This window comes from Pseudomonas sp. ok266, from assembly GCF_900110195.1.
GTDB lineage: Bacteria > Pseudomonadota > Gammaproteobacteria > Pseudomonadales > Pseudomonadaceae > Aquipseudomonas > Aquipseudomonas neuropathica.
This window is the reverse complement of the sequence record NZ_FOCU01000010.1, coordinates 205,861-231,521: the sequence shown is the minus strand read 5'-3', so window position 1 is coordinate 231,521 and position 25,661 is coordinate 205,861. Positions and strand designations below refer to the sequence as shown.

The 25,661-nt window shown below is 58.7% G+C and carries 29 protein-coding genes; 15 read left to right on the top strand and 14 right to left on the bottom strand.

Features of this window, described 5'->3' with window-relative positions:
• Window positions 1-25: 25 nt before the first annotated feature.
• Both BMY54_RS20005 and BMY54_RS20000 read right to left on the bottom strand, forming a co-directional pair.
• Window positions 26-1,393 (bottom strand): DUF1329 domain-containing protein, encoded by a 1,368-nt coding sequence (locus tag BMY54_RS20005; RefSeq protein ID WP_093436089.1) that lies wholly within the window; start codon window positions 1,391-1,393, stop codon window positions 26-28.
• 23 nt (window positions 1,394-1,416) lie between these two features.
• Window positions 1,417-3,210, bottom strand: a complete 1,794-nt coding sequence (locus BMY54_RS20000) for a DUF1302 domain-containing protein (RefSeq protein WP_093436084.1) — start codon at window positions 3,208-3,210, stop codon at window positions 1,417-1,419.
• Window positions 3,211-3,879: 669 nt separating this feature from the next.
• Here BMY54_RS20000 and BMY54_RS30965 point away from each other — a divergent pair.
• Window positions 3,880-4,503 (top strand): hypothetical protein, encoded by a 624-nt coding sequence (locus BMY54_RS30965; RefSeq protein ID WP_225919964.1) that lies wholly within the window; start codon window positions 3,880-3,882, stop codon window positions 4,501-4,503.
• 48 nt (window positions 4,504-4,551) lie between these two features.
• Here BMY54_RS30965 and BMY54_RS19990 read toward each other — a convergent pair whose 3' ends face one another.
• The 5 genes from BMY54_RS19990 to BMY54_RS19970 all read right to left on the bottom strand — a co-directional run bounded on the left by BMY54_RS19990 (window position 4,552) and on the right by BMY54_RS19970 (window position 8,543).
• Window positions 4,552-5,463, bottom strand: a complete 912-nt coding sequence (locus tag BMY54_RS19990) for an SDR family oxidoreductase (protein ID WP_093436080.1) — start codon at window positions 5,461-5,463, stop codon at window positions 4,552-4,554.
• Window positions 5,464-5,664: 201 nt separating this feature from the next.
• Window positions 5,665-6,567, bottom strand: a complete 903-nt coding sequence (locus tag BMY54_RS19985; RefSeq protein WP_093436075.1) for an alpha/beta fold hydrolase — start codon at window positions 6,565-6,567, stop codon at window positions 5,665-5,667.
• Entirely contained in the window at window positions 6,567-7,349 is a 783-nt protein-coding gene (locus BMY54_RS19980) for a class II aldolase/adducin family protein (RefSeq protein ID WP_093436071.1), read from the bottom strand. The genes BMY54_RS19985 and BMY54_RS19980 overlap by 1 nt, the downstream gene beginning before the upstream one ends.
• A 131-nt stretch (window positions 7,350-7,480) precedes the next feature.
• Window positions 7,481-8,167 (bottom strand): LrgB family protein, encoded by a 687-nt coding sequence (locus BMY54_RS19975; RefSeq protein WP_093436067.1) that lies wholly within the window; start codon window positions 8,165-8,167, stop codon window positions 7,481-7,483.
• Window positions 8,157-8,543, bottom strand: a complete 387-nt coding sequence (locus BMY54_RS19970; protein ID WP_093436063.1) for a CidA/LrgA family protein — start codon at window positions 8,541-8,543, stop codon at window positions 8,157-8,159. Before BMY54_RS19970 ends, BMY54_RS19975 begins: the two co-directional genes overlap by 11 nt.
• 95 nt (window positions 8,544-8,638) lie before the next feature.
• Here BMY54_RS19970 and BMY54_RS19965 point away from each other — a divergent pair, with 95 nt between their 5' ends.
• On the top strand, window positions 8,639-9,526 hold the full coding sequence (locus BMY54_RS19965; protein ID WP_093436058.1) for a LysR family transcriptional regulator: 888 nt from the start codon (window positions 8,639-8,641) through the stop codon (window positions 9,524-9,526).
• On the opposite strand, the gene BMY54_RS19960 is transcribed toward BMY54_RS19965, so the two are convergent.
• On the bottom strand, window positions 9,516-9,971 hold the full coding sequence (locus tag BMY54_RS19960; RefSeq protein WP_093436056.1) for a flavodoxin: 456 nt from the start codon (window positions 9,969-9,971) through the stop codon (window positions 9,516-9,518). The two genes, BMY54_RS19965 and BMY54_RS19960, sit on opposite strands and share 11 nt — an antisense overlap.
• A 154-nt stretch (window positions 9,972-10,125) precedes the next feature.
• Here BMY54_RS19960 and BMY54_RS19955 point away from each other — a divergent pair, with 154 nt between their 5' ends.
• Together BMY54_RS19955 and BMY54_RS19950 are read left to right on the top strand one after the other, a co-directional pair.
• Window positions 10,126-10,602, top strand: a complete 477-nt coding sequence (locus tag BMY54_RS19955) for a PAS domain-containing protein (RefSeq protein ID WP_093436053.1) — start codon at window positions 10,126-10,128, stop codon at window positions 10,600-10,602.
• A gap of 54 nt (window positions 10,603-10,656) precedes the next feature.
• Window positions 10,657-11,262 carry a hypothetical protein gene (locus BMY54_RS19950; RefSeq protein ID WP_016987019.1) on the top strand — a complete coding sequence of 202 codons (606 nt, stop codon included), beginning with the start codon at window positions 10,657-10,659 and terminating at the stop codon, window positions 11,260-11,262.
• A 3-nt stretch (window positions 11,263-11,265) separates the two neighbouring features.
• Here the strand turns inward: BMY54_RS19950 and BMY54_RS19945 are convergent, their stop codons facing one another.
• On the bottom strand, window positions 11,266-12,225 hold the full coding sequence (locus BMY54_RS19945) for a MerR family transcriptional regulator (RefSeq protein WP_093436050.1): 960 nt from the start codon (window positions 12,223-12,225) through the stop codon (window positions 11,266-11,268).
• Between the two features lie 214 nt (window positions 12,226-12,439).
• Between BMY54_RS19945 and BMY54_RS19940 the strand changes: the two genes are divergently transcribed.
• The 6 genes from BMY54_RS19940 (at window position 12,440) to BMY54_RS19915 (ending at window position 15,535) form a co-directional block, all read left to right on the top strand.
• Window positions 12,440-13,006 (top strand): putative antibiotic biosynthesis monooxygenase, encoded by a 567-nt coding sequence (locus BMY54_RS19940; RefSeq protein ID WP_093436046.1) that lies wholly within the window; start codon window positions 12,440-12,442, stop codon window positions 13,004-13,006.
• A 133-nt stretch (window positions 13,007-13,139) separates the two neighbouring features.
• Entirely contained in the window at window positions 13,140-13,850 is a 711-nt protein-coding gene (gene folM / locus BMY54_RS19935) for a dihydromonapterin reductase (protein WP_093436042.1), read from the top strand.
• Between the two features lie 21 nt (window positions 13,851-13,871).
• Entirely contained in the window at window positions 13,872-14,432 is a 561-nt protein-coding gene (folE, locus tag BMY54_RS19930) for a GTP cyclohydrolase I FolE (protein WP_093436038.1), read from the top strand.
• Window positions 14,433-14,804: a dihydroneopterin triphosphate 2'-epimerase gene (folX, locus tag BMY54_RS19925; RefSeq protein WP_093436035.1), complete on the top strand. Its 372-nt coding sequence runs from the start codon at window positions 14,433-14,435 to the stop codon at window positions 14,802-14,804.
• Between the two features lie 103 nt (window positions 14,805-14,907).
• Entirely contained in the window at window positions 14,908-15,204 is a 297-nt protein-coding gene (locus BMY54_RS19920; RefSeq protein WP_093436032.1) for a DUF1244 domain-containing protein, read from the top strand.
• Entirely contained in the window at window positions 15,197-15,535 is a 339-nt protein-coding gene (locus BMY54_RS19915) for a HopJ type III effector protein (RefSeq protein WP_093436028.1), read from the top strand. The genes BMY54_RS19920 and BMY54_RS19915 overlap by 8 nt, the downstream gene beginning before the upstream one ends.
• Window positions 15,536-15,722: 187 nt before the next feature.
• On the opposite strand, the gene trxB is transcribed toward BMY54_RS19915, so the two are convergent.
• Window positions 15,723-16,685: a thioredoxin-disulfide reductase gene (gene trxB / locus BMY54_RS19910; RefSeq protein ID WP_007912350.1), complete on the bottom strand. Its 963-nt coding sequence runs from the start codon at window positions 16,683-16,685 to the stop codon at window positions 15,723-15,725.
• A gap of 311 nt (window positions 16,686-16,996) precedes the next feature.
• Here trxB and cysZ point away from each other — a divergent pair, with 311 nt between their 5' ends.
• Complete coding sequence (gene cysZ / locus BMY54_RS19900) at window positions 16,997-17,752, top strand: sulfate transporter CysZ (protein WP_064119384.1); 756 nt, start codon at window positions 16,997-16,999, stop codon at window positions 17,750-17,752.
• 27 nt (window positions 17,753-17,779) lie between these two features.
• On the opposite strand, the gene BMY54_RS19895 is transcribed toward cysZ, so the two are convergent.
• Window positions 17,780-18,355: a hypothetical protein gene (locus BMY54_RS19895; protein WP_093436025.1), complete on the bottom strand. Its 576-nt coding sequence runs from the start codon at window positions 18,353-18,355 to the stop codon at window positions 17,780-17,782.
• Between the two features lie 116 nt (window positions 18,356-18,471).
• Here BMY54_RS19895 and BMY54_RS19890 point away from each other — a divergent pair, with 116 nt between their 5' ends.
• A complete protein-coding gene (locus tag BMY54_RS19890; protein WP_093436022.1) occupies window positions 18,472-19,671 on the top strand; it encodes a glycosyltransferase family 4 protein in 1,200 nt (399 codons plus the stop codon).
• Between the two features lie 136 nt (window positions 19,672-19,807).
• Here BMY54_RS19890 and BMY54_RS19885 read toward each other — a convergent pair whose 3' ends face one another.
• The 3 genes from BMY54_RS19885 to BMY54_RS19875 all read right to left on the bottom strand — a co-directional run bounded on the left by BMY54_RS19885 (window position 19,808) and on the right by BMY54_RS19875 (window position 22,169).
• Window positions 19,808-20,911, bottom strand: a complete 1,104-nt coding sequence (locus BMY54_RS19885; RefSeq protein ID WP_093436019.1) for an NADH:flavin oxidoreductase — start codon at window positions 20,909-20,911, stop codon at window positions 19,808-19,810.
• Between the two features lie 166 nt (window positions 20,912-21,077).
• Window positions 21,078-21,560 (bottom strand): glutathione peroxidase, encoded by a 483-nt coding sequence (locus BMY54_RS19880; RefSeq protein ID WP_093436016.1) that lies wholly within the window; start codon window positions 21,558-21,560, stop codon window positions 21,078-21,080.
• Between the two features lie 123 nt (window positions 21,561-21,683).
• The gene (locus BMY54_RS19875; RefSeq protein ID WP_008085027.1) at window positions 21,684-22,169 is read right to left on the bottom strand and encodes an FKBP-type peptidyl-prolyl cis-trans isomerase; all 486 of its coding nucleotides are present in this window, start codon (window positions 22,167-22,169) and stop codon (window positions 21,684-21,686) included.
• Between BMY54_RS19875 and BMY54_RS19870 the strand changes: the two genes are divergently transcribed.
• The 3 genes from BMY54_RS19870 (at window position 22,138) to BMY54_RS19860 (ending at window position 25,536) form a co-directional block, all read left to right on the top strand.
• Window positions 22,138-22,464 carry a DUF3565 domain-containing protein gene (locus BMY54_RS19870; RefSeq protein ID WP_093436299.1) on the top strand — a complete coding sequence of 109 codons (327 nt, stop codon included), beginning with the start codon at window positions 22,138-22,140 and terminating at the stop codon, window positions 22,462-22,464. The two genes, BMY54_RS19875 and BMY54_RS19870, sit on opposite strands and share 32 nt — an antisense overlap.
• Window positions 22,465-22,530: 66 nt before the next feature.
• Window positions 22,531-24,630: a phosphate acetyltransferase gene (pta, locus tag BMY54_RS19865; protein WP_093436013.1), complete on the top strand. Its 2,100-nt coding sequence runs from the start codon at window positions 22,531-22,533 to the stop codon at window positions 24,628-24,630.
• A complete protein-coding gene (locus BMY54_RS19860) occupies window positions 24,631-25,536 on the top strand; it encodes an acyltransferase (RefSeq protein WP_093436010.1) in 906 nt (301 codons plus the stop codon).
• Window positions 25,537-25,661: the final 125 nt, after the last annotated feature.

The window sequence follows — 25,661 nt, the reverse complement described above, 5'->3', positions numbered from 1 at the left end:
TTGCCTCGCCTGTGTATCACAACCGTTACCGCACGCCCTCTGCGCGCAAGGCCGCTGGCGTGTAGTCGGCAGCCTTGGCTTCGAAGCCGAACTCGAAACTGTGCTTCTCTTCGTTCTTCATTCCCAGGGCAATGTAGCGACCGGCAATGATGTCGTAGAGCGCTTCCAGTGTGTAGGCCTGCGCCTGGTGATCGTAGTAGTACTGAGCGTGACCTTCGGCGACACGCCACAGTTGCCCGCGACCGTCGTAGTGGTCTGCCAGCGCCACTTGCCAGCTGTCTTCATCGATGTACATGTGACGCTTGGCATAGATGTGCCGCTCGCTCGGCTTGACCGTGCCGATCACTTCCCAGACGCGGTGCAGTTCATAACGGGTCAGGTCCTGATTGATATGGCCGGCCTTGACGATGTCGTCGTACTTGAGCTTCGGCGAATCGAGTTTGTAGCTGTTGTACGGGATGTACATTTCCTTTTTACCGACCAGTTTCCAGTCGTAGCGATCCGGAGCGCCGGAGAACATGTCGAAGTTGTCCGACGTGCGCAGGCCATCGGCGGCGGTACCCGGGCCGTCATAGGCCACTTGCGGCGCCCGACGCACGCGGCGCTGGCCGGCGTTGTAGATCCACGCCAGACGCGGTTCCTTCACCTGATCGAGGGTCTCGTGGACCAGCAGCACGTTACCGGCCAGACGTGCCGGCGCCGTTACCGACTGTTTGAAGAAAGTCAGCACGTTGGCGGCTTTTTCCGGATCGAGATCCTTCATCAGTTGCGGCACGGCGATCTCTTCTTCGAAGCGGATCGGCGTGTAGCTGCCGTTGGTCTGCGGGGTCACCTGGGTGATGATGCGCCGCAGGTTACCGCCGTGATACCGGGTGATGTGGTTCCACAACACCTCCACGCCAGTCTTCGGAATCGGGAAGGCGTAGTAGCGGTTGCCTGTGAAATTGGCCAGGCCATTACCATCGTTAATGCTGGTGACATTGAGCGCGCTGCGTTTGGCCGACTCATAGATTTCCGCTGGCACGGCGACCGTGCGGTGAGTCGGATAGACCGGGATCTTGTAGGTTTCCGGGTAGCGTTTGAACATCGCCACCTGCCCGTCCGAGAGCTTGTCCTTGTACTTGTCGACGTTGGAAGCAGTGATGGTGAACAGCGGTTTTTCATTGGCAAACGGGTCGGCGAGGAAGCCTTTGCTGTCCACCGCCCCGGCGTTTTTCGGGATGCCGCCGGTCCATGCCGGTATCGAACCGTCAGCATTGCCGGCCTTCTCGGCGCCGAGCGGCGTCAGACTGGTGCCGAGTTTGTTGGCCTCCTCCGGCGACACCGCAGCCATCACGTTGGCCGCCAGCAGACTCAGGGCCAGCACACCACATTGCAGAATCATTTTGTGCATTGCATTCATCCTTCTCGGGCAGATCAGAAGTTCACGCCGAAGCTCAGGGCGACGAAGTCACGGTCTTCGAGGACGTTGTAGTCGCCACCGAAAAAGTCGGTGTAACTGAGGCTCGCGGTATAGGTGTTGCGGTAGTCGGCATCGACGCCGACGCTGATCGCTTTCGCACCTTCGTTGAACAGGCCGTTGGGGCCATAACCGGCGACGTCATGCGACCACGACAGGTTGGGTTTGAAGTTGACCCCGCCGATCACGTTGGCGTAATCGAGGATCGCCCGGGCACGGTAGCCCCACGAGGTCGAGGTGACGAAACCGTCGGTATCACCACCGAAACCGTATTGGCCGTATACCGAGTCGCGGCCATAACGCAGCTCGCTGCGCGACTCCAGGCCACCGACATGCACCACCGCAGCTTCGCCGACCACGGTCAGGCGTTCCGCGCCCAACACCTGATCGAAAAAGTGCGTGAGGGTGCTCTGGATTTGCGTGACTTCCTTGCGCCGATAACCTTTGTTGTCCGCCCCCGGGGTGGTGGCGACCGGCGAAGCAGCGCCACCGGCAATCGGATTGAGCAGCGCTAGCGTCAGGTCATTGGTGTTGACCTGTACCGGTGCATTCGGGCGGTAGCTGATCTCGCCAGTCCATGCCGTGCCGGTCGGCAATGTGGTGGAGAAACTCGCGCCGTAGAGGCGAATGTCTTCCGGGTACTCAAGGTAGTAACCACCGCGCCCGAGCATCACGCTCTGCGCCAGGCCGGAACCGCTGCCGGGTGCCAGGCCATTGGCGATCCCGACCATGCCCGGCAATGCCGCCAGCGTCGACAGGCCAGCCGTGGTAGTGCCAACCGTTGGCGTGCGGCTGTGGTAGTTCATGAAATACAGGCCATATTCGGTGTCGTCACCGAGCCAGCGCAATGCCGTGCCCCACTGCCCGGAATCCCGCGCATCGCGGTCGCCGCCACGGGGGATCACCACGCCTTCGCGAGTCACCTGAATGCCTTGGCCAAAAGCCTGGGTCAGCGGGACAAACGGTGCGATTGCCGGGTTGCCAACGGTGTAGCCGTTGTTGCAACCGTCCGCCGCCACATCGACACCGAAGAAGGTGCCGCAGTTGTCGAGAACGGTCTGGTCCCATTCCAGTTGATAGAACCCTTCGACGGTCAGTTGATCGGTCAGGCCTTGGGAGCCAAACAGCATGTTGACCGGAATCAGGCCTTCCTTGATCTCCGCTCCGGGGCGACGAAACGCCGAAACGTCGATCGGGTTGATGCTGTTGATCGAGTTACCGATGAAGGTACTTTCGCCCCAGCTCACGACCTGCTTGCCCGCGCGCACGGTGCCCGGCAGATCGGCAATGGAATAGTTGTGATAGACGAATGCATCGAGAATTTGTGCGCCGGAGGACTTCGCACCTTCCTTGCGTCCGCTGTCGCTGATCGGCTTGAACTCGCGGTCTTCGTCCTTCAGTTCGAAGTCATACCAGTACTTGCCACGCACGAAGACACCGGTGTCGCCGTACTTGAGTTCAAGATCGTGAATACCTTTGAAGATCTTCGAGAAGGTCTCGCCCTTCTTGAAATTCAAACGCCCGTCATCACCGGTCGAGGATTGCCCGGTCCCGCCATTGACCGTGCCGACCAGCGACTTGTCGGCATCGCGCATGCCCCAGCTCGCACCGATCGACAGCGACGAGTCGAAGGTGCCCTCGATCTCGCCAATGTTGAACGCAACCGCGTGCGCCTGGGCGCAGCAACCCAAAGCCACCGCGGCGGCCAGCGCCTGCGGTGTGAAGATGGCGCGCATTGTTGTTTTTGTCATGCGTCTTCCCCGGTGAGTGACAGAAGGCCCCACCCTACTGCCGGGCAACCTCGTCGATAAGCGCACCAAGGAGGTATTCGTGTTGTCGCTCGAAAGGATGAATAGCCTTTAACGACGGGGCTTTGCGCCGTTCATGGATCGGCTGGATGGAAGATCATCAGTGCCGCGCATGGTGCACATCAGCACATGGGACTGTTACGTGCCCCGCAACAGTGCATGTCCGGAATCGGTATTTTTCCTACGTGGTCAACACCTTATTCTGAACGCGCTTTCACGGGACACTCCGCAAAGCGCGCAGCACTGGCCTTTGAGCGACTCAGGCCATTGCTGACAGATTTCAGATGAATCGAAGACTTCGGTTTATCGCCCCGGTGTTCACTGACGTTGATTTGTAGCTCCTTGATCCAACGTCTTACCTTGGCCGCTGCGTTTGCAGCGGCCTTTTTTATGGGCGCCGTTTTACTCACATCACCTGCATCAGCGGGAAGATCCCCCCATTGCTGTAGGAAATATCCTTTTGGTCTTTTAATGCCAAGCTATCAAACCGCTTTCCACATTATTCATACAACCAGGCAGGTCATTACTGACGATTGATGCAGATATTTCCGTTCGAAAGCTGATGTAGGTTAATTGCTCCGCAAACCGAAAAATTCGCAGTGAGTAAAACGAATGTTGGAGCAAAGTTTTGTTGAGGGCGCCGAAACAAAAATTGAAGGAAAAGGGTCTGCAGCCAACCTCATCATGATCAAGCGTCTTGACGCCATACTGGAGCGCAAGCTCGAGATAACCGATACCGATCGACGGTTCTATGCCTATTCACTTCGAATGATGGAGCGATTCAGAGCGATGGGATTCGCCGACGACTACATTCCCAAAAGTAATCCGTCCCTTTGGAATAACCTCCATACGGCCACACTTGAAGACTTCAAACTGAGCGACGATGAGTCATTACGCTATACGGAAGAGGCCATCGACGCGGCGAAAAAACAAGAGTTGGAAGCATTTGAATGCGTCAGCAGATCCAAGAGTTCGACTGCCAAACTCGAACAAGCTGTCAGGCAAGAAAATCTCAGAGATTTGTTATCAGTTTTGGCTATCGGTTTGGCATTTCCCTCCATCGACACACTGTTCGGACGTTATCGTTTTGAAGTTATCGCGCGCGGTGAATTGTGGAGAACATACGAGGAATTATTTCGTGAGGGTGTACTGGCTGAGGGTAATGCGGCTGTTGCCATTCCGGGTCCAAACTGGGAAATCCCGGAATTCATGATTGATAAGCGGTACGAGGAGTAATAGAAGGAGCCTCGCCGCATCCAGAGCGCAGCGAGGCTCAAACGTTTCTTAAAGCGAATACTTCTGCAAATTCGCCATCATTTCCTTCAACGCCTCAATATTGTCCTTCGGATGCGCCGCCCCTTCGAAATCACAAATCTGCTGCCAGTGCGCCGCGACATCTTCCGGCGAGAACCCTTCGCGAGGGTCGAAGCCGGCACCGAGGCTGCGTTCCCAGCGCACCTTGCCCATCCAGCCGCCACCGACTTCGAACAGTCCGGAGGTTTCCTGGCATTGCTCACTGGCCAGATACACCACCAACGGGCTGACCAGTTCTGGCTTCAATTGCTCAAACACTTGCGGCGGGATCAAGCCTTCGGTCATGCGCGTGCCGCCGGTAGGCGCGATGGCGTTGACGAGGATGTTGTTCTTGCGACCTTCGATGGCCAGCGTACGGGTCAAACCGTAGAGGCCCAGTTTGGCCATGCCGTAGTTGGACTGGCCGAAGTTGCCGTAGATGCCTGAGGTCGAGGCGGTGAAGATTACCCGGCCGTAGTTTTGCTCGCGCATATGTGGCCACGCGGCGCGGGTGACTTTGTAGGCGCCTTCGACGTGGACGCGGTAAACCAGATCCCAGTCGGCGTCGTCCATTTTGTGGAAGGTCTTGTCGCGCAGGATCCCGGCGTTGTTCACCACGACGTCGACGCGACCGAAGACATCAAGGGCGTTTTGCACCAGTTTGTCGCCGTCGGTGACCGAGTCGTGGTTGGCTTCGGCAATGCCGCCAGCCTCGCGGATTTCGGCGACGACGCGGTCGGCAGCGGAAGCATTAGCCCCCTCGCCCTGGGTCGAGCCGCCGAGGTCGTTGACCAGCACTTTGGCGCCCTGTTTGGCAAACAACAATGCGTGGGCGCGTCCGAGGCCACCACCGGCTCCGGTGACGATGACAACTTTATCTTCGAAACGCACAGACTCATTCATCGCAGCAACTCCAGCAGGCCAGTATTGAGTCCGAGTGTCAGGCACAGGGCTTTGGGTCACAACGAATACGGCTGAGGCTGAATGGTGTGCGATAAGGTTAGGGGATGATGAAGGCGTCAAAAGATCAAAAGATCGCAGCCTGCGGCAGCGCCTACATTGAATTTGTGTAGGCGCTGCCGCAGGCTGCGATCTTTTGATCTTTCAGGAGCAGGCGACTTTGCGCGGTGGCAGCACAAAACGATCGCGAAACTCCAGATAATGCTTGAGCACCTGCACCGGCGCCTCGGTCTGTGGATAGTGGCCGATGCCTGGCAGCAACACCGTGTCGGCGTCGGGGATCAATTCACGGTAACGCTCGACCATGTGCGCCCCGGAAATCGGATCGACTTCGCCATCGATCACCCGTAACGGAATCTCGCCACGCTGCATCGCGCTCACCCAACGATCACGCTGCACTCGACGCTCGGGAATGTAGCTGATCAATTTGTGCATGATCCGTGGCCCGCGATTGCTGTCGACCAGACTCCAGAAATCGTCCAGCTCGCTTTCGCTCGGTCGGGTTTGCGGGCCGAAGATCTGCCGGAAGCTTTTCACCAGCGCATCGCGAGTGAACGCACGACCGATCATCCAGCCCAACGGGCTGAGCAGCAGTTTCTGCATCAGCACCGGACGATGGGTTTCCGGAAACAACCCGCCGTTGAGGAACACGCAACTGGCGATCTCGATCTTGTCTTCGTATTGCCTGGCGAGCAGTTCCTGGGCAACGCTGTCGCCGTAGTCGTGAGCAAGCAAGTGAACCGGTTGCCCGACCTGCAGATGCGCGAGCAATGCCTGCTGCAGGTCAGCCTGCTCCAAAAGGCTGTAGGTGTGATTGAGCGGTTTGGCCGAATCGCCAAAGCCGAGCATGTCGCAGGCAATCACCCGATATCGCTGGGCCAGCGGCTGCCACAGATAATGCCAATCCCAACTGGCGGTCGGAAAACCGTGGATCAGCAGCAGCGGCTCACCCTGCCCGGCCGTCCAGTAGCGAATCGGCTGGCCACGAAAGACAAACGTCTGGCTGCGTTTACGCCAGACACACAGAGGAATCTCGGCAAGAGGCATTAGAGTTTATATCCGGGGTCTTGTTTATCGAGTTTGCGCAGCAACGCTGGCCATGCCAGCGCGCCACCCATGCCTTGAGCACTTTTGGTGACACCGGCGATCATCGCTTTGGCGCCTGCCAGGATTTGCGGTTCGATGGCGATGAGTTCAGCGCCACCGGTTTGCGCCATGACCTGAATGTCGCAGGCGCGCTGGAAGGTGAACATCATCAGAAAAGTGTCGGCGATGGTGCCGCCACAGGTCAGCAGACCGTGGTTGTGCAGCATCAGGAAATTGTTTTCGCCAAGATCGGCTTGCAGGCGCGCCTTCTCTTCATGGTTCAGCGCCACGCCTTCGTAGCCGTGATAAGCCAGGCTCGAAAGCACGAACAGCGACTGCTGGCTGATCGGCAACACACCCTGCTTTTGCGCCGACACCGCGACACCGGAGGCGGTGTGGGTATGCAGCACGCAAACCACATCGTGCCGCACTTCGTGCACGGCGCTGTGGATGGTGTAGCCGGCGGGGTTGATTTCGTAAGGGCTGTCCATGAGTTTGTTGCCGGCCTGATCGACTTTCACCAGGCTCGACGCAGTGATCTCATGAAACATCAGACCAAACGGGTTGATCAGGAAATCTTCGGTGCCAGGCACCTTGGCGGAAATATGGGTGAAGATCAGATCGTCCCAGCCATGCAGCGCGACCAGACGATAACAAGCGGCGAGATCGACACGGGTCTGCCACTCTGCGGCACTGACCTGGTCTTTGACATTAAGGGACGATTGGACGGGGGCTACGCTCACTGTATGCACCTCTGCGTTCTTATTGTTCTGCACGTACGAGCAGTCTAGTCAGGCGCAGAGCATTGCGTAGTTGCATTGCCAGCCAGCTTGATGACTGAGCGGGTCAGCCAGGCAAACTCCTTGGATCCATGTCAAAGCCACGACGCCAACAAAGGCGCGGCAAACAGATTGAGCAACCCGGTCAAAACCATCACCAGCCCGGCGACAGAGCCTTCCTCGCCGCCCACTTCATGGGCCCGACTGACACCGGCACCATGCGCGCCAACCCCGAAAAGCGCACCGCGCGCCAGAGCACTGCGCAACGGCAACCACTTCAACAACACGCCACCGAGCATCGCCCCGAACACACCGGTGAACATCACGAATACCGCGGTCAACTCCGGCACGCCGCCGAGGTCCTGCGCCAGCGGCATGGCGAACGGTGTGGTGATCGAACGCGGCACCAGTGACAGCGTCACCGAGCTGTCGAGCGCCAGCGCCCTGGCCAGCCCGAATGAAGTGCCGATCGACGCCGCACTGCCGGCAACCATGCCCAACAACAGCGCCGACCAGTGCCGCATCAACAAACGGCGTTGCTGCCAGATCGGCACGGCAAAAGCCACGGTGACGGGACCGAGCACCAGCATCAGCCAGTGGGTGTTGCTGGAATATTCGGCATAGGCAGTGTGCAGGGGCACGGCGAGCGCCAGCAGCAACGCCGGCACCAGAATCAGTGGTGACAAGACGTAGCGCCCGGTGCGCCGATACAACCAGCGGCTGAACAGATACGCCAACAGGGTGAAGGCCAGCCAGAACATCGGCATCCATTCAAGCTTCATGGGAACGCCTCATGCGCACGGCAAGTTCTACGGTGAAAGCCGTCACCAGCATGACCATCAATGTACTGGCGGCGATCACCAACAGGATTCGCCAGCCGTCATTACGCAACAGTACGCCATAGTCGAGCAGGCTCATCAGCGCCGGAATGAAGAACAACAACATCTCGGCCATCAGCAACCCTGCGCCCAATTGCAGGGCGGCGGGTTTTATCCAGCCAAAGGCGAAGGCCAGCAGCAACAGCGCCATACCGATCACACCGCCAGGAATCGGCCACGCCAGCCAGACCGCGAGTTGGCAGCCGAGCAAGTAGAGGCCGAGCAATACAGCGAGTTCAGCGAGAAGACGAGACAGATGTTTGAGCGGGACGGCGTTCATGATTTTGCTCCAGACAGGCGCTTATTTTACGAAGCGCCCTGCCATCCCCGAAGCGAATTGTTAGACTCAATACCATTCCAAAATGGAATCGGACAATGGAATTCAAACAACTGCGCAGCTTTGTCGAAGTGATGCATCAAGGCGGTTTTACCCAAGCCGCAAAAACCCTGCACATCAGCCAGTCAGCGGTGAGCAAACAGATCGCGCAACTGGAACAAAGTCTCGGCACGCCTCTGCTGGAGCGGCTGGGTTCGCAATTGCGCCTGACGGCCGCTGGCAGCGTGGTGCTGCAACGGGCCGAAGGCATGCTGCGCTTGCGCAACGAACTGCTCGCGGAACTGGACGACCTCAGTCATTTGGCACGCGGAGAGTTGCGCCTCGGCCTGCCATTACTCGGCAGCGACGCGCTATTCGCCGAACTGTTTGCGGAATACCGGCGGCGCTATCCGAATATCAGCATCCAGTTGCTCGAGGGCGGTAGCCGCAATATCGAGCAGGCTGTGCTGAGCGGTGAACTGGAGTTGGGCGGCAGTCTGTTGCCCAAGGATCCGCAATTCGACTGTCAGCCGTTTTGCGATGAGCAACTCGACGCCCTGCTACCGGTGGATCATCCACTGGCCGATCGAGGTGAAATCGGTCTGGAGGAATTGGCCGAGACGCCCTTTCTGCTCTATCAGCGCAGCTTCGTGCTCAACGACCGCTTGCTGCAGGCGTGCCAGCAACTGGGGTTTACGCCGAAGGAAGGCGGGCGCAGCGGTCAGGCGGATTTCCTTGCGGCGCTGGTGGCCGCCGGGCAAGGCGTGGTGCTGTTGCCCAGCGTGGTTGCACGCGGTCTGGTGCGGCCAGGCGTGGTGCGCCTGACCTTACGCGCGCCGGATTATCTGCGTTGGGATATCGCGTTTATCTGGCGGCGCGGCGCGTATCTGTCAAAAGCGGCGCAGGCATGGCTGGCGCTGTTGCGCGAGCGTGGAATCAGCCCTTGAGCGTGTCGATCAACTGCGCCAGCCAAGGCTCGGCGTCGGTTTCCGGGGTGACGCTTTCGCTGGCGTCGATGCGCAGCATCTCTTGCACTTCGCGCACACCGAGCTCGCCGAACAGTTCACGCATTTGCTCGCCACCGCCGCAGAAAGTGTCGCCGTAACTGGCGTCGCCCAAGGCAATCACTGCGCCCGGCAAACCGAGCAGTGCGGCGGGCAGCTGGTCGCGAATCGCTGAGTACAGCGGTTGCAGGTTGTCGGGCAATTCGCCCATGCCGGTGGTCGAGGTCACCGCAAGCAATGCTTCAGGGCCGAACGCCTGGATGTCGGCCAGGCTGGCGCGCGAGTTGTGGAAGGTTTCAAAGCCAGCGGCTTTCAACAGGTTCTGGGCGTGACGGGCGACTTCTTCGGCGGTGCCGTAGACCGAACCGGAGAGGATGGCGACTTTCATCAATCTGATCCTGAAACTGAAAAAAAAGAGCCGCGATAGTAACAGTCTCAAGCGCAAAGCTGCGACTGGATCTCAATTGGCGGTAATGGCCAGTAGACAGGCCGTGCGGTTCTTCTAGAATGCCTGCCACTGACAACTCTGAAAGGATTCAAAGATGATCAACGCCAGCCTGCTGCAAATGGTGATCAATGCGTCGAATGACGGGATAGTGGTCGCGGAGAAAGAAGGTGAACAGAACGATATCCTGATCTATGTGAACCCGGCCTTTGAACGACTGACCGGCTACACCAGTGAGGAAATCCTCTATCAGGACTGCCGCTTTTTGCAGTCTGGAGACCGCGATCAGGACAGCCTGAAACTGATTCGCGAGACGCTGGATAACGGCGGCTCGTGCCGGGAAATCCTGCGTAACTATCGCAAGGACGGTACGCCGTTCTGGAATGAACTGTCGATTTCAACGGTGAAAAACGTCGAAGACGGGCAGACGTATTTCGTTGGCGTGCAGAAGGACGTCACCGTTCAGGTCAAGGCACAACAGCGCGTTGTTCAACTGGAAGCTGAGGTCGTTGCCCTCAAAGCAGAACTGGCTGCATTGAAAGCGACAAACGGTCAAAACAAAATCGCGAACTAAGTGTCATTAACTACAATCACCAATGACTTTGTAACTATACCTTTCGAGTTAGCCATGCAGCGCGACGCCCTCCTCACTCAGGATGAGCTGGATTTCATCCAGACCATGCAGCACAACCCGCAACTGAACGTGCGGGATGCGACGTCGAGTCTGCTGGTTAACGGCGGTTCGCAAATCCGTGATTTGCTCACGCGCCTGGCAGCTCACGAGCAAGTGACCATTCAGGCCAACTTCGAAAATCAGCAGATGACCTTCCCGTTGCATCTGGTCGAAGACGAGTTTCACGCGTTGCACCTGCGTCTCGGCGTACCGAGTATTTACGAAGACGGCCCGATGGTGCGGCCATGGCGTTTGACTCTCGAAGAGCCGGTAGCTCTGGAAAACGCCAAAGGTCAGCCGGGCACGTTGTGGGTCCACGAGGTTTCGCACAAAGGTGTGCTGCTGGAAGTGCGCAACAAGACCAAACCGCCCAAGCATTTCGCCCTGTGGTTCAGCCCTTCGGGTTACGAGCGGATTTCATTGCGCGGCAATTTCGAACGGGAAACCGAGAGCGGTTTCTACGCCTACGAACTGAGCCAGACCGACACCGATGAAACCGAGCGTCTGCGCCAGTTCATCCTGCAGCAACATCGCCTGACGCATCCTGCCCTTCACACCTGAGTTTCAGGTATCCAGATTGCCGGCCAGAAACTGCAGCATGCGCTGACGCATGTTCGCGCCTTCATTGCCCAGGCAAGCAACAGAGGATCCGGCCAAGCTGTCCTGTGCCAGATCTGAAGCGTCGCCCGCCAGCATCAACTGACAATCGAGACTCAATGCCAAGCGGTTCAAACGCCGAGGCAATTCGGCGCTGGGCGCGTGATTGGAAAACAGCACGAGTGCATCAGGTTTGATCTTTTCGCAAACCAACGTCAGCTCATCGAATGGCTGACCTGTGGTCAGCACCCGAACACCGGAATTGCTGTCGCTGAGAAACAGCGCCGCCACCAACAACTCCAGCTCTCGACATTGCCCGGCCAGCGCGCTGACGATCACTCGGCGCGGTTGCGTACCACGCAGCATGACGATCCGCTGCAATACCCGCGCCCGCAGGAATCCATCGAAGAACAACCACTCGCTGGTTTGCCCGAAAGCCTCCTGGCGCTGCAACAATTGCAGCCACAAAGGCATGAGGATGTCCTGAAACACCACCGGCAATGAGTATGAAGAGAAAATCTGCCCATAGACGCGGTCCAGTTGCTGGTCGTCGAACGCACTGACCGCCTGCTGGATCTGCTCCTGCCATTGCAGGTAATCCGCCTGCACCAAGTCATCCGGGATGATGTGCGCCAATACTTTCATCGGTTCGGTCTTGGCGAGGATCTTGCCGACCTTGCTCACGGCGACCCCGCGATCAATCCAGTCGACGATGCTGCGCACGCGCTCGATATCGGTCATCGAATAGAGCCGATGCCCACTTTCGGTGCGCGTGGGCTGAATCAGACCATAGCGCCGCTCCCACGCGCGCAAGGTCACCGGGTTTACACCTGTCAGGCGTGCGACCTCACGGATAGGGAACAGATCCTCGCGCTCGAGCACAGAAGATGTCTGCGCAGCAGGCTTTGCGTCCGTGATGACAGGCATAGGCTGTTCAACTTCCATGTCGGAGAGATTTGGATCCCATTCTAACGCTTATGCCCCGATTGCGATCAAGTGCAGAAATGCGACGAAAGTCGCTGGTTTAATCGGGAAAAACCGGAATAATCCTTGCTTGTTGAAAAACGCAGGCCTCTACCCCGGCCCTGCGTCAGGCGAAACTCCTACCCGGAGCGACGCAAATGAAATACGGAGATACATAATGTCTACTTCCCCTGTCACGCTGATGGTTGCCCGTCGCGTCGCTGATGGCCGTTATCAGGACTTGATCGCCTGGCTGCGCGAAGGCGAACAACTGGCCACTGATTTCCCCGGTTACCTGGGCTCTGGCGTGCTCGCTCCGCCGCCCGGCGATAATGAATTCCAGATCATCTTCCGCTTTGTCGATGAGCAGACGTTGCATGCGTGGGAACATTCGGTTTCACGTACCGCGTGGCTGAGCCGTGGCAGCGACCTGTTTGCCCACCCGAAAGAACATCGAGTCAGTGGCATCGAAGGCTGGTTCGGCGCTGCCGGGCAACGTCCTCCACGGTGGAAACAGGCCGTCGCGATCTGGCTGGCGTTCTTTCCGGTGTCACTGCTGTTCAACTTTGTCCTCGGCCCGTTGCTCGCAGAACTGAGCCTGTTGCCGCGTATGTTGATCAGCACGGCGTGCCTGACGCCGTTGATGGTTTACTTCTTTATTCCATTGTCGACCCGATTGCTGGCGAACTGGCTGAACAGTACGCCGGTACGACTGCCTGTTTCGGCGACACCTCAGAAACATTAAAGATCGCAGCCTCGTTGCACTCGACAGCTCCTGCTGGACTGAACACAGACCAGGGTAGGTGCTGTCGCAGGCTGCGATCTTTTCAGGCTCGTCGCTGTTATAGTTTTTGCTCCAACCGCGATGCGAGCCGTTCATGCCTGATTCCTCAGCCCCGATCCTCATCACCGGTGCCGGCCAGCGTGTCGGCCTGCATTGTGCGCAGCGGCTGCTCGAGGATGGCTATCGCGTCATCTTCACTTACCGCAGCGAACGCCCCGGCGTGCAAACGCTGCGCGATCTGGGCGCCCTCGGCCTGTTCGCCGACTTTTCCAGCGAAGCCGCGATTCTCGCTTTCATCGCCGAACTGAAAACCCACACCGACAGCTTGCGCGCCATCGTGCACAACGCCTCCGAGTGGCTGGCCGAAACCCCGGGCAGCGAAGCCGAAGCCTTCACGCGCATGTTCAATCTGCACATGCTCGCACCGTACCTGATCAACCTGCACTGCGGTGAACTGCTAAAACACTCGACGCCCGCCGACATCATTCATATCAGCGACGATGTCACCCGCAAGGGCAGCAGCAAGCACATTGGCTATTGCGCCAGCAAAGCCGGGCTCGACAGCCTGACCCTGTCCTTCGCCGCCCGCTATGCGCCGACCATCAAGGTCAACGGCATCGCCCCGGCCCTGCTATTGTTCAATCCCGACGACGACGCGGCGTACCGCGCCAAGGCACTGGCCAAGTCCGCGCTGGGCATCGAACCCGGCAGCGAAGTGATCTACCAGAGCCTGCGCTATCTGCTCGACAACCCTTATGTCACCGGTACGACCCTGACCGTCAACGGCGGAAGGCACGTCAAATAACACCTGCCTGCGAGGCTGCCCATGACCCGCTCACTGCCCGAGAATTACCGCGAAATCCTCATTGGCCTCGGTGAAGATCCCGACCGCGAAGGACTGCAAGACACCCCGGTGCGCGCGGCCAAGGCCATGCAATACCTGTGTCACGGTTACGAGCAAAGCGTCGATGAGATCGTCAACGGCGCGCTGTTTGCCTCGGACAGTGACGAGATGATCATCGTCGCCGACATCGAGTTGTACTCTTTGTGCGAACATCACTTGCTGCCCTTCATCGGCAAGGCCCATGTGGCTTATATTCCGACGGGCAAGGTGCTGGGTCTGTCGAAAATCGCGCGACTGGTGGACATGTTCGCCCGACGCCTGCAGATTCAGGAAAACCTCACCCGGCAAATTGCCGATGCGGTGCAACAGGTCACCGATGCCGCCGGCGTCGCGGTCGTCATTGAGGCCAGACACATGTGCATGATGATGCGCGGTGTCGAGAAACAGAATTCGACCATGAACACCTCGGTCATGCTCGGCGCGTTCCGCGAGTCGAGCAACACCCGCCAGGAGTTCCTGCAATTGATTGGACGGAGCAAGTAAATGCCACAACTTCAGCCGGGAATGGCGCGCATCCGGGTCAAGGATCTGCGCTTGCGCACCTTTATCGGGATCAACGAGGACGAAATCCTCAACAAGCAGGATGTGCTGATCAACCTGACCATTCTGTACGCCGCGCAGGAAGCGGTGCGTGACAATGATATCGACCACGCGCTGAATTACCGCACGATCACCAAAGCGATCATCGCCCACGTCGAGGGCAACCGCTTTGCGCTGCTCGAACGCCTGACGCAGGAATTGCTCGACCTGGTGATGAGCAACGGTTCAGTGCTGTATGCCGAAGTCGAAGTCGACAAGCCGCACGCGCTGCGTTTTGCCGAGTCGGTGTCAATCACGCTTGCAGCGAACCGCTAGCTTCAAGCTTCAAGCTTCAAGCGGCAAGCTGTAAACTTCGTATCACCGCCACCCATTTTGCAGCTTGAAGCTCGTCGCTTGAAGCTGTCTCGCAGAGACTCCCATGAACGAGCAACAACGCCTCGAACTCGAAGCTGCCGCCTTCCGCCGGCTGGTCGCCCACCTGGACAGCCGCAAGGACGTGCAGAACATCGATCTGATGAACCTTGCCGGGTTCTGCCGCAACTGCCTGTCGAAGTGGTACAAGGCCGAAGCCGACGAGCGCCAGATCGAGATCAGCCTCGACGACGCCCGCGAAGTGGTTTACGGCATGCCGTACGCCGAGTGGAAAGCCCAATTTCAGCAAGAAGCCAACGCCGAGCAACAAGCCGCGTTCGCCAAAGGAAAAACCCATGAGTGATCTGAACACCCTGCGCGCCAGCCTCAAGAGCGGCGAACACGCTTTCGCCGACACGCTGGCCTTCATCGCCGCCGGTTACGACTATCAGCCGCAGGCGTTCAACAACGGTGGCGTGGAAAACGCCGCCGGGCAGAACGAAGGTTCTTGCAAGACCCTGGGTCTGGCACTGCTGGAAGGCCTGAGCGATGAAGACGCGCTGCTGGCGTTCGGCGAGCATTACCGCTCGGTAGTGGCGACGCCTGAGGGCAGTGATCACGGCAATATCCGTGCGTTGATCCAGCACGGTCTGGCCGGCGTCAAATTCACCGCTCAACCCCTGACCCGCCGCTGATTCCTCTATCCACACAAAATCCCTGTGGGAGCGAGCCTGCTCGCGAATACGGACTGACATTCAACATTGATGTCGACGGATACACCGCATTCGCGAGCAGGCTCGCTCCCACATTTGATCTGTGGTGACTGTGATTCTCGGGCACAAAAAAACCGGCCAATCTGGCCGGTTTTTTTATGTCTGCGATTTAGAACGAAGCGTTCTGCAGACCGTCCAGGTAACGCTCGGTATCCAGTGCCGCCATGCAGCCAGCGCCGGCCGAGGTGATCGCCTGGCGGTAAACGTGGTCAGCCACGTCACCGGCAGCGAAGATGCCTTCGACGCTGGTCGCCGTAGCATTGCCTTCACGGCCGCCGTGCACTACCAGATAACCGTCTTTGAGGGTCAACTGGCCTTCGAACAGCGAGGTGTTCGGGGTGTGGCCGATGGCGATGAACACGCCGTCGACGGTGATTTCGTCGAAGCTGCCATCGTTGTTCTTCAGACGCGCACCGGTCACGCCCATGTTGTCGCCCAGCACTTCGTCGAGGTTGGCGTTCAACTTGAGGATGATCTTGCCTTCAGCCACGCGAGCGTTGAGCTTGTCGATCAGGATCTTCTCGGCGCGGAAGGTTTCGCGACGGTGGATCAGGGTCACGGTGCTGGCGATGTTGGCCAGGTACAGTGCTTCTTCAACAGCGGTGTTGCCGCCGCCGACCACTGCAACAGGCTTGTTGCGGTAGAAGAAACCGTCGCAGGTCGCGCAGGCCGAAACGCCTTTGCCCATGAACGCTTCTTCCGACGGCAGGCCCAGATAGCGCGCGCTGGCGCCGGTGGCGATGATCAGGGCGTCGCAGGTGTAGGTCGCGCTGTCGCCGGTCAGGGTGTACGGCTTGGCAGCAAAGTCCACGGCGTTGATGTGATCGAAAACGATCTCGGTTTCAAAACGCTCGGCGTGCTCGCGCATCCGCTCCATCAGGGCTGGACCGGTCAGACCGTGCACATCGCCCGGCCAGTTGTCGACTTCAGTAGTGGTGGTCAGTTGACCGCCAGCCTGCATGCCGGTGATCAGCAGTGGCTTGAGGTTGGCGCGGGCCGCGTATACCGCAGCGCTGTAACCGGCTGGGCCGGAACCGAGAATAATCACTCGCGAATGACGGACTTCAGACATGACCTGCTCCTGTTGACCGGGCCGAAAAACTGGCACGGATCGCCGGACTGCCGGCGGGAATAAAAAAGGACCGTGGAAAACCTTGGGGAAGGCTTGAGCTCGACAGTCCTGTAAAAAGTTGGGTGCAGCGTATCGAGGGGGGCAAGATTAAGGAAATACGGTTTAACAATCCAGCTCATAGGTGGTCTCTATGCCGACACACTGACGAGATGGACGTCTTTGTTACAGTGAATGTCGATCGCTCTACCGTGCTTTCGCCGTCGTTGCAAAGTCGGTAAGGTCGGCGCGTTTTCCCTTGCTCGGAGCACCTTATGCCCGCCCCTGTTCTGTCCGGCCCGCAATACCTGCGCGAAGGCCTCAAACTGGTTCTCAGCCCCGGCCTGCGCCTGTTCGTGTTGTTGCCGCTGGCGATCAACCTCGTGCTGTTCGTCGGATTGATTTATCTGGCCGGCCACCAGTTCAGTCTATGGGTCGATACGCTGATGCCATCGCTGCCCGAATGGCTGAGCTTCCTCAGTTACATCCTCTGGCCACTGTTTGTAGTGCTAGTGGCGCTGATGGTGTTCTTTACTTTCACTATGCTGGCCAACGTAATCGCCGCACCGTTCAACGGCTTCCTCGCGGAAAAAGTCGAAGTGGTGGTACGCGGCACTGATGACTTCCCGGCGTTCAGCTGGGGCGAACTGATCGCCATGGTCCCGCGCACCTTGGCCCGGGAAATGCGCAAACTCGGCTACTTCCTGCCACGGGCGATCGGACTGTTCATTCTCTCGTTCATCCCGGTGGTGAATATCGTTGCTGCACCGCTGTGGCTGTTATTCGGCGTGTGGATGATGGCGATCCAGTACATCGACTACCCGGCGGATAACCACAAACTGGGCTGGAACGAAATGCTTGCCTGGTTGCGGCAAAAGCGCTGGCAGAGCATGAGCTTTGGCGGGATCGTCTATCTGGTGCTGCTGATCCCGGTGGTCAACATCCTGATGATGCCGGCGGCGGTGGCCGGGGCGACGTTGTTCTGGGTGCGTGAGCGCGGTGCCGAGGTGCTGGCTCAGGAAAAGGCCTGAGCCAGACGCTGTGGTTTTGCCGCTGCCTCAGTGGAAAAAGCTCCACGTCCCGATCAGCACCAATGCCCACAGGGCGATGCCTGGAACGATGATCAAAAAATTCCAGGCATTCAGGCGGTTGTTGCCCAAGCCATGCGGATCGTTGGCGGCCAGGTTGATCAGTTGCTGGCCTTCACTGGCGACATAAGCTCTGAGCGGCAGCAGTGCCATAGCAAACAAACTCAGGTACAACAAGCCTTCGAAACGGCTCGATAGTTTATCGAGCACCACTGCAAGCAACGTCAATACAACAAACACCGTTGCCCACTGCTCAAGATCCCAGCTGGATTTTCGGCCGCTGTCGTGAATCGTCTTGTCTGCATGACGATACAGCCTGTGCACGAAAAATATATAGAAGATACCGCGCGCCACTGGCCACAGCTCTTCCTGCGTCCGCTGCTTGTACAGGCTCCAGTTTTTGTACGACCAATAATAGAAATACAGGCCAAAACTGAGCACCGACAGCAGAATGAATTTCCATCTGGCAACCACGTAAAATCCCGCAGCCTGCACATCTTCGTTCAACAGATTCGCCTCAGGGGACGCGTAGACATTTTCCGCCATAGCCATTTCCTTGGTTCAAACGTTCAATCAAGGCTAACGACCGACTGGCGAAAATATTGAGCCCAGCGGGGCCAGTGGCTGTCATCAATCCATCATCAACTCGACACAATGACGACATGGCCTCAGTCGACACTGGGGTCATGACGACAGCTCTACATATCACTCTGATCAGCGAAACCTTCCCACCGGAAATCAACGGGGTGGCCAATACCCTTGGCCGCTTGTGCGATGGACTGCGCGCGCGTGGGCATCAGGTTGAACTGGTGCGCCCGCGTCAGGCCGGTGATCCGCAGCGCAGTGAAGATGACGCGCTGCTACTGTGTCGGGGTTGGCCGTTGCCGGGATATCCGGGGCTGCAATGGGGTCAGTCGTCGATGCACAAACTGCTGCGGCGCTGGAAGCGCCAGCGTCCCGACGTGTTGTACATCGCCACGGAAGGCCCGCTCGGGTTGTCGGCGCTGCGTGCGGCGCGCCGTTTGGGGATATCGGTGGTCAGCGGTTTTCACACCAATTTTCAGCAATACACCAGCCAATACGGGCTCGGTCTGCTGACGCGGATGCTCACGCATTATCTGCGCTGGTTTCACAATCGCTCGGCCATGACGCTGGTGCCGAGCGTCAGCCAGCGCCTGGAACTGGAGCGGCGGCATTTCGAGCGCTTGGCGCTGTTGTCGCGCGGGGTCGACAGCCAGTTGTTTCATCCGAGCAAACGGCTGAACGCCTTGCGTGAGCAATGGGGCCTGTCCGAGCAGGACATTGCGGTGATTCACGTAGGACGACTCGCGCCGGAGAAGAACCTTGGCCTGCTCAAACGCTGCTTCGAAAAACTGCGCGACACTTATCCACAGCGCAATCTGAAACTGATCGTCGTCGGCGACGGGCCGCAGCGGCTAGCGCTGGAAAAGGATGTGCCCGAGGCGATTTTCTGCGGCGCGCAGCGCGGTGAAGCGTTGGCGGCGCACTATGCGTCTGGTGATTTGTTTCTATTTCCGAGTCTGACCGAAACCTTCGGTAATGTGGTGCTGGAGGCGCTGGCATCCGGGCTGGGTGTGGTGGCTTACGATCAGGCTGCGGCGGCGCAGCATATTCGCCATGGCTACAACGGCGTGCTGGCGATGCCTGGTGATGAGCCAGCCTTTTGCGAGGCGGCGGCATGGTTGCTGGAAGAGGATGAGAGGTTGCGCTGCGTGCGCCTGAATGCGCGGCAGCATGCGAGTCGCCAGGGCTGGCCGGCGGTTATCGAGCAGTTTGAAAAGCATTTGCGCGGGGCTTGTGTAGGGGAGCAAGTGGTGCCGAATGCGCAGACATTGCCCTGATTCTCTGCTGACGTTAGAACCGCCTTCGCGAGCAAGCTCGCTCCCACAGGGGATCTCCAGTGAACACAAATTTTGTGAACAGCAGAGAAACCTGTGGGAGCGAGCTTGCTCGCGAAGGGGTCAGTGAGAGCGCCGCTTAAACCAGCGTCATCAACGCCTCACGGCTGAACGGCAAAATATCCTGTTCACGCCCTTCGCGGACTTTCTGCGCCCAATCCGGATCGACCAGCAACGCACGCCCCACCGCCACCAGATCGAACTCCTCTTTATTCAGACGCTCCAGCAGATTCTCCAGACTGGCCGGTTGCGCGACCTTGTCGGTGTTGACCATGAATTGCAGGAACTCGCCATCAAGGCCAACACTGCCAACGGTGATGGTCGGCTTGCCGGTGAGTTTGCGGGTCCAGCCGGCCAGGTTCAGCTCGGAACCGTCAAATTCCGGCTCCCAGAAGCGGCGCGTCGAGCAGTGGAAAATATCCACGCCAGCGTCAGACAGCGGCTTGAGGAATTCACCCAGCGCTTGCGGGGTTTGCACCAGACGCGCCGTGTAGTCCTGCTGTTTCCATTGCGAGAAACGGAAGATGATCGGGAAGCCTTCACCGACCGCCGCACGCACGGCTTGAATCAGTTCGATGGCGAAACGCGAACGGTTGGCCAGGCTGCCACCGTATTCGTCGGTGCGCTGGTTGCTGCCCTCCCAGAAAAACTGGTCGATCAGGTAACCGTGGGCGCCGTGGATTTCCACGCCGTCCATGCCGATGCTTTGTGCATCTTTGGCAGCCTGGGCGAAGGCTGCGATCACATCCTGAATGTCTTGTTTAGTCATGCCGTGCACCACGACCTGACCGTCCTTGATTTTTTCCGACGGACCGTAACCCGGCACGCTGGCGTCCGGCTCGGTGCCGATGCGACGCACGCTGCCCACATGCCACAGTTGCGGAACGATCTTGCCCCCTTCGGCGTGAACCGCATCGACGACCTTCTTCCAGCCGGCCAATGGCGCGTCGCCAAAGAACTGCGGTACGTTCGGATAGCCATTGGAGGCAATGTGGCCGACGGTAGTGCCTTCAGTGATGATCAGGCCAACGCCGGCGGCCGCGCGACGACGGTAGTACTCAATGACTTTCGAATTAGGCACGCCGCCCGGGGAAAAGGAGCGAGTCATCGGCGCCATGACCACGCGGGTCGGCAGTTCGAGGGCACCGAGTTGGAACGGTTTGAACAGGGCTTGAACCGGCATTGGAAGGCTCCACAGGGAATGACTTTATGACGGCGATAATATGGACAGTCAAAGGCTTTGAACAGCACTATTGATTTGAATGATCAAGGATCAGAAACGAAAAGATCGCAGCACCGGCAGCCCCTTTAAGAGCTGCCGAAGGCTGCGATCTTTTGATCTTGCTGTTTCAGCTCAGCGCTTTTTCAATCGCATGCACAATGGTCGGATCATCCGGCGCCGTGCGCGGCGAGAACCGGGCCAGCACCCGGCCGTCCTTGCCGAGCAGAAACTTCTCGAAATTCCAGGTGATGTCCCCAGGAAACTCCGCCCCCTCGCCCGCCAGCAGACGGTAGAGCTGGTGACGATCATGACCGTTGACTTCGAGCTTGCTCGACAACGGGAATGTCACGCCATAGTTGAGGCTGCAGAAATCCTGAATTTCCTTTTCGCTGCCTGGTTCCTGGCCGGCAAACTGGTTGCACGGCAGGCCCAGCACGCTGAAACCTTTGCCTTTGTATTGCTGATAGAGGTTTTCCAGCGCCGCGTACTGTGGGGTCAAGCCGCATTTGGAGGCGACGTTGACCACCAGCACGACTTGGCCCTTGAACGGCGCCAGCGGTAGCTCCTGACCATCCAGGGCTGTCAACTTAAGGTCGTGAAAAGCACTCATGACGAACTCCAAGATTCCCGTGTTCTACTCGAAACAGCCACTTGGCGAGGTCACCAAGGACAGCCGCGGACTAAAAAGGCGCCCGCAGGCGCCTCTCCAGTACTCGAAGCTTAGCGCAGAAAATCAGTGGTGATGGCCACCTTCGCCATGGACGTGGCCATGAGCGATTTCTTCCTGGCTGGCATCACGGATGTCAACGATCTTCACTTTGAAGTTCAGGCGCTGACCGGCCAGTGGGTGGTTGCCATCAACGGTCACGTCATCGCCGTCGAGGTCACGGATGGTGACGATTTGCATCTGGCCGTCCGGCGCCGAAGCGTGGAACTGCATGCCGACTTCCAGCTCGTCAACGCCTTCGAACATGCTGCGGCTCAGGGTGCTGACCAGCTCAGCGGCGTATTCGCCGTAAGCGTCTTCCGGCTCAACGGAAACTTCCAGCTCGTCACCAACAGCTTTGCCATCCAGAGCTTTTTCCAGGCCAGGGATGATGTTGCCTGCGCCTTGCAGGTAGACCAGCGGAGCGCCGCCGGCGGAGCTGTCGATGACCTCACCAGCGTCGTTGGTCAGGGTATAGTCGATGGAGACAGCCTTATTGGCGGCGATCAGCATGGGGCGAGACCTTTTGCATAAGAATATAGAAAGGCCAAGTTTAGCGAAGCAATCGCGCGAAAGCGAACACAACCCGGACAAACGGGTTTCGACGATCGCAGGCTTTCATCAGGACGAGGACGGTCACTGGGTCGTCGAGCTTTCCTGTGGCCACACCCAGCACCTGCGGCATCAGCCGCCCTGGCAATCGCGCGCCTGGGTGCTGGACCCGGCGCAACGTATTGAAAAAATAGGCCAACCCTTTGCCTGCGGTTGGTGCGCACAAGGCTCGGTTAGCGATAACCTTGGCGACTGAATTTCGGTAGGTCGTCAGCTATAGGCGATCGCCATTGCCATTGCCATGCAACTTTAGAGAATTCGCATGCAAACTTTTTTTATCGCGCCCACCGATTTTGGTGTGGGTCTGACCTCCATCAGCCTCGGGCTGGTGCGCACGCTTGAGCGAGCCGGGCTGAAAGTCGGTTTCTTCAAACCGATTGCCCAGCCGCATCCGGGTGACACCGGCCCCGAGCGTTCCACCGAACTGGTGGCGCGCACCCACGGGTTGAAACCGCCACAACCGTTGGGCCTGGCGCACGTCGAGCGGATGCTCGGCGACGGTCAGCTCGATGAGCTGCTCGAAGAAATCATCACGCTGTATCAGCAAGCCGCCATCGGCAAAGACGTGCTGGTCGTCGAAGGCATGGTGCCGACCCGCAGCGCCAGTTATGCCGCGCGGGTCAACTTGCACCTGGCCAAAAGCCTGGATGCCGAGGTGATTCTGGTCTCGGCGCCAGAAAACGAAGTACTCGCCGAACTCTCCGGCCGTGTCGAATTGCAGGCGCAATTGTTCGGCGGCCCGAAAGACCCGAAAGTCCTCGGGGTGATCCTCAACAAGGTCAAGACCGAAGAGAGCATGGACGCCTTCGCTGCGCGCCTGAAGGAGCATTCGCCGTTGCTGCGCAGCGGTGATTTCCGCCTGCTCGGCTGCATTCCCTATCAGCCGGAACTCAACGCACCACGTACCCGTGACGTTGCCGACCTGATGGGTGCACAAGTGCTTAATGCCGGTGATTACGAAACCCGCCGAATGACCAAAATCATCATCTGCGCGCGAACCATGCGCAACACCGTCGAGCTGCTCAAGCCCGGCGTGCTGGTGGTGACGCCGGGCGATCGCGACGACATCATCCTCGCCGTCAGCCTCGCCGCGATCAACGGTGTGCCGCTGGCGGGCCTGTTGCTGACCAGCGACACCCTGCCCGATCCGCGCATCATGGATCTGTGCCGTGGTGCGTTGCAGGCCGGTTTGCCGGTGCTATCGGTGAGTACTGGCTCCTACGACACCGCCAATCTGCTCAACGGCCTGAACAAGGAAATCCCGATTGACGACCGCGAGCGTGCGGAGATCATCACCGATTTCGTCGCCAGCCATCTCGACGCCAAATGGCTGCACCAGCGCTGTGGCACGCCACGGGAAATGCGCCTGTCGCCGGCGGTGTTCCGCTATCAGTTGATCCAGCGTGCGCAAGCGGCGAACAAACGCATCGTCCTGCCTGAAGGCAGCGAGCCGTTCACCGTGCAAGCGGCGGCGATCTGCCAGGAACGCGGGATCGCCCGTTGCGTGTTACTCGCCAAACCGGAAGATGTCGAAGCAGTGGCCCGCGCCCAAGGCATCGCCTTGCCGCCAGGGCTGGAGATTCTTGATCCAGACCTGATTCGCGAGCGCTACATCGAGCCGATGGTTGCCTTGCGCAAGACTAAAAGCCTCAACGCGCCGATGGCCGAACAGCAACTGGAAGACACCGTAGTGATCGGCACCATGATGCTGGCGCTGGACGAGGTCGACGGCCTGGTCTCGGGCGTGATCAACACCACTGCCAACACCATTCGCCCGGCCCTTCAGTTGATCAAGACTGCGCCGGGCTGCACGCTGGTGTCGTCGGTGTTCTTCATGCTCTTCCCAGAGGAAGTGCTGGTTTACGGCGACTGCGTGATGAACCCACACCCGAGCGCCAGCGAACTGGCCGAGATCGCCCTGCAAAGCGCCGACTCGGCGGCTGCATTCGGCATCATTCCGCGCGTGGCGATGATCAGTTACTCCAGCGGCGAATCGGCCACTGGCGAAGAGGTCGAGAAAGTCCGCGAGGCCACCCTCCTCGCCCACGAACAACAGCACTCGATGCTGATCGACGGCCCGCTGCAATACGACGCCGCCGCCAACGCAGAAGTCGCCCGGCAACTGGCACCAAACAGTCAGGTGGCCGGTCGCGCCACGGTGTTCGTCTTCCCCGATCTAAACACCGGCAACACCACGCACAAAGCCGTACAACGCAGCGCCGATTGCGTCAGCCTCGGGCCGATGCTGCAAGGCTTGCGCAAACCGGTGAATGACTTGCCACGCGGCGCACAAGTCGATGACATCGTCTACACCATCGCCCTCACCGCGATTCAAGCCGCCAACCGACCTATGGATGTGTAAATGCTGGATTTTCTACCTGCACCCGTGCGCGGCGTGATCGCTTCGCTGCTGTTGGCACTCAACACGATTCTGCTGTGCTCGTTTCTGTTCTGCGTGGCACTGGTCAAGGCGTTGCCGTTTGCCTTGACTCAACGCTTCGCCGGTTGGCTGATGAGCCACACCCATGAAGCGTGGATCAGCAACAACAAGGGCTGGATGAATCTGGTGCGCCGCACTCGCTGGCACATCAGCGGCCTGCAAGGGCTGGACTACCAACACTCGTATCTGATCACCAGCAACCACCAGAGCTGGGTGGATATTCTGGTCCTGCAATACGTGCTCAACCGACGGATTCAGCCGCTGAAGTTCTTCCTCAAGCAGGAGCTGATCTGGGTGCCGGTGATCGGTCTGGCCTGGTGGGCACTGGGCTTTCCGTTCATGAAGCGCTACTCCAAGGCCTACCTGGCCAAGCATCCGGAGAAGAAAGGCAAAGACCTCGAAACCACCCGCAAGACGTGTGCGAAATTTCGCGATAACCCGGTGGGGATTTTCAACTTCGTCGAAGGCACACGCTTCACCGAAGGCAAGCATGCGCAGCAGCAGTCGCCGTTCAAATATCTGCTCAAGCCCAAGGCTGGCGGGATCGCCTTTGTGCTGGATGCAATGGGCGAGCAACTGGAGTCGATCGTCAACGTGACCATCCACTACCCGGCCGGGCGTCCGGGGTTCTGGGATTTGCTCTGCGGCAATGTGCGCGATGTGGTGGTGCACTTTGAAGAGCTGAAGATTCCCCAGCAGTTCATTGGCAAGAATTACGATCAGGACGGCGAGTATCGCCTGCAGTTCCAGGGCTGGATCAATCAGCTGTGGCTGGACAAGGATGCGCTGCTCGAACAGATGCACCGCGAATACCCAGCCAAACACTGATCCCTTGTAGGAGTGAGCCTGCTCGCGATAGCGGTTGATCAGCCACCAACAATGTTGAATGACACACCGCTATCGCGAGCAGGCTCGCTCCCACAGTTTTGATCGCCGTATGCCCGAATAAAAAA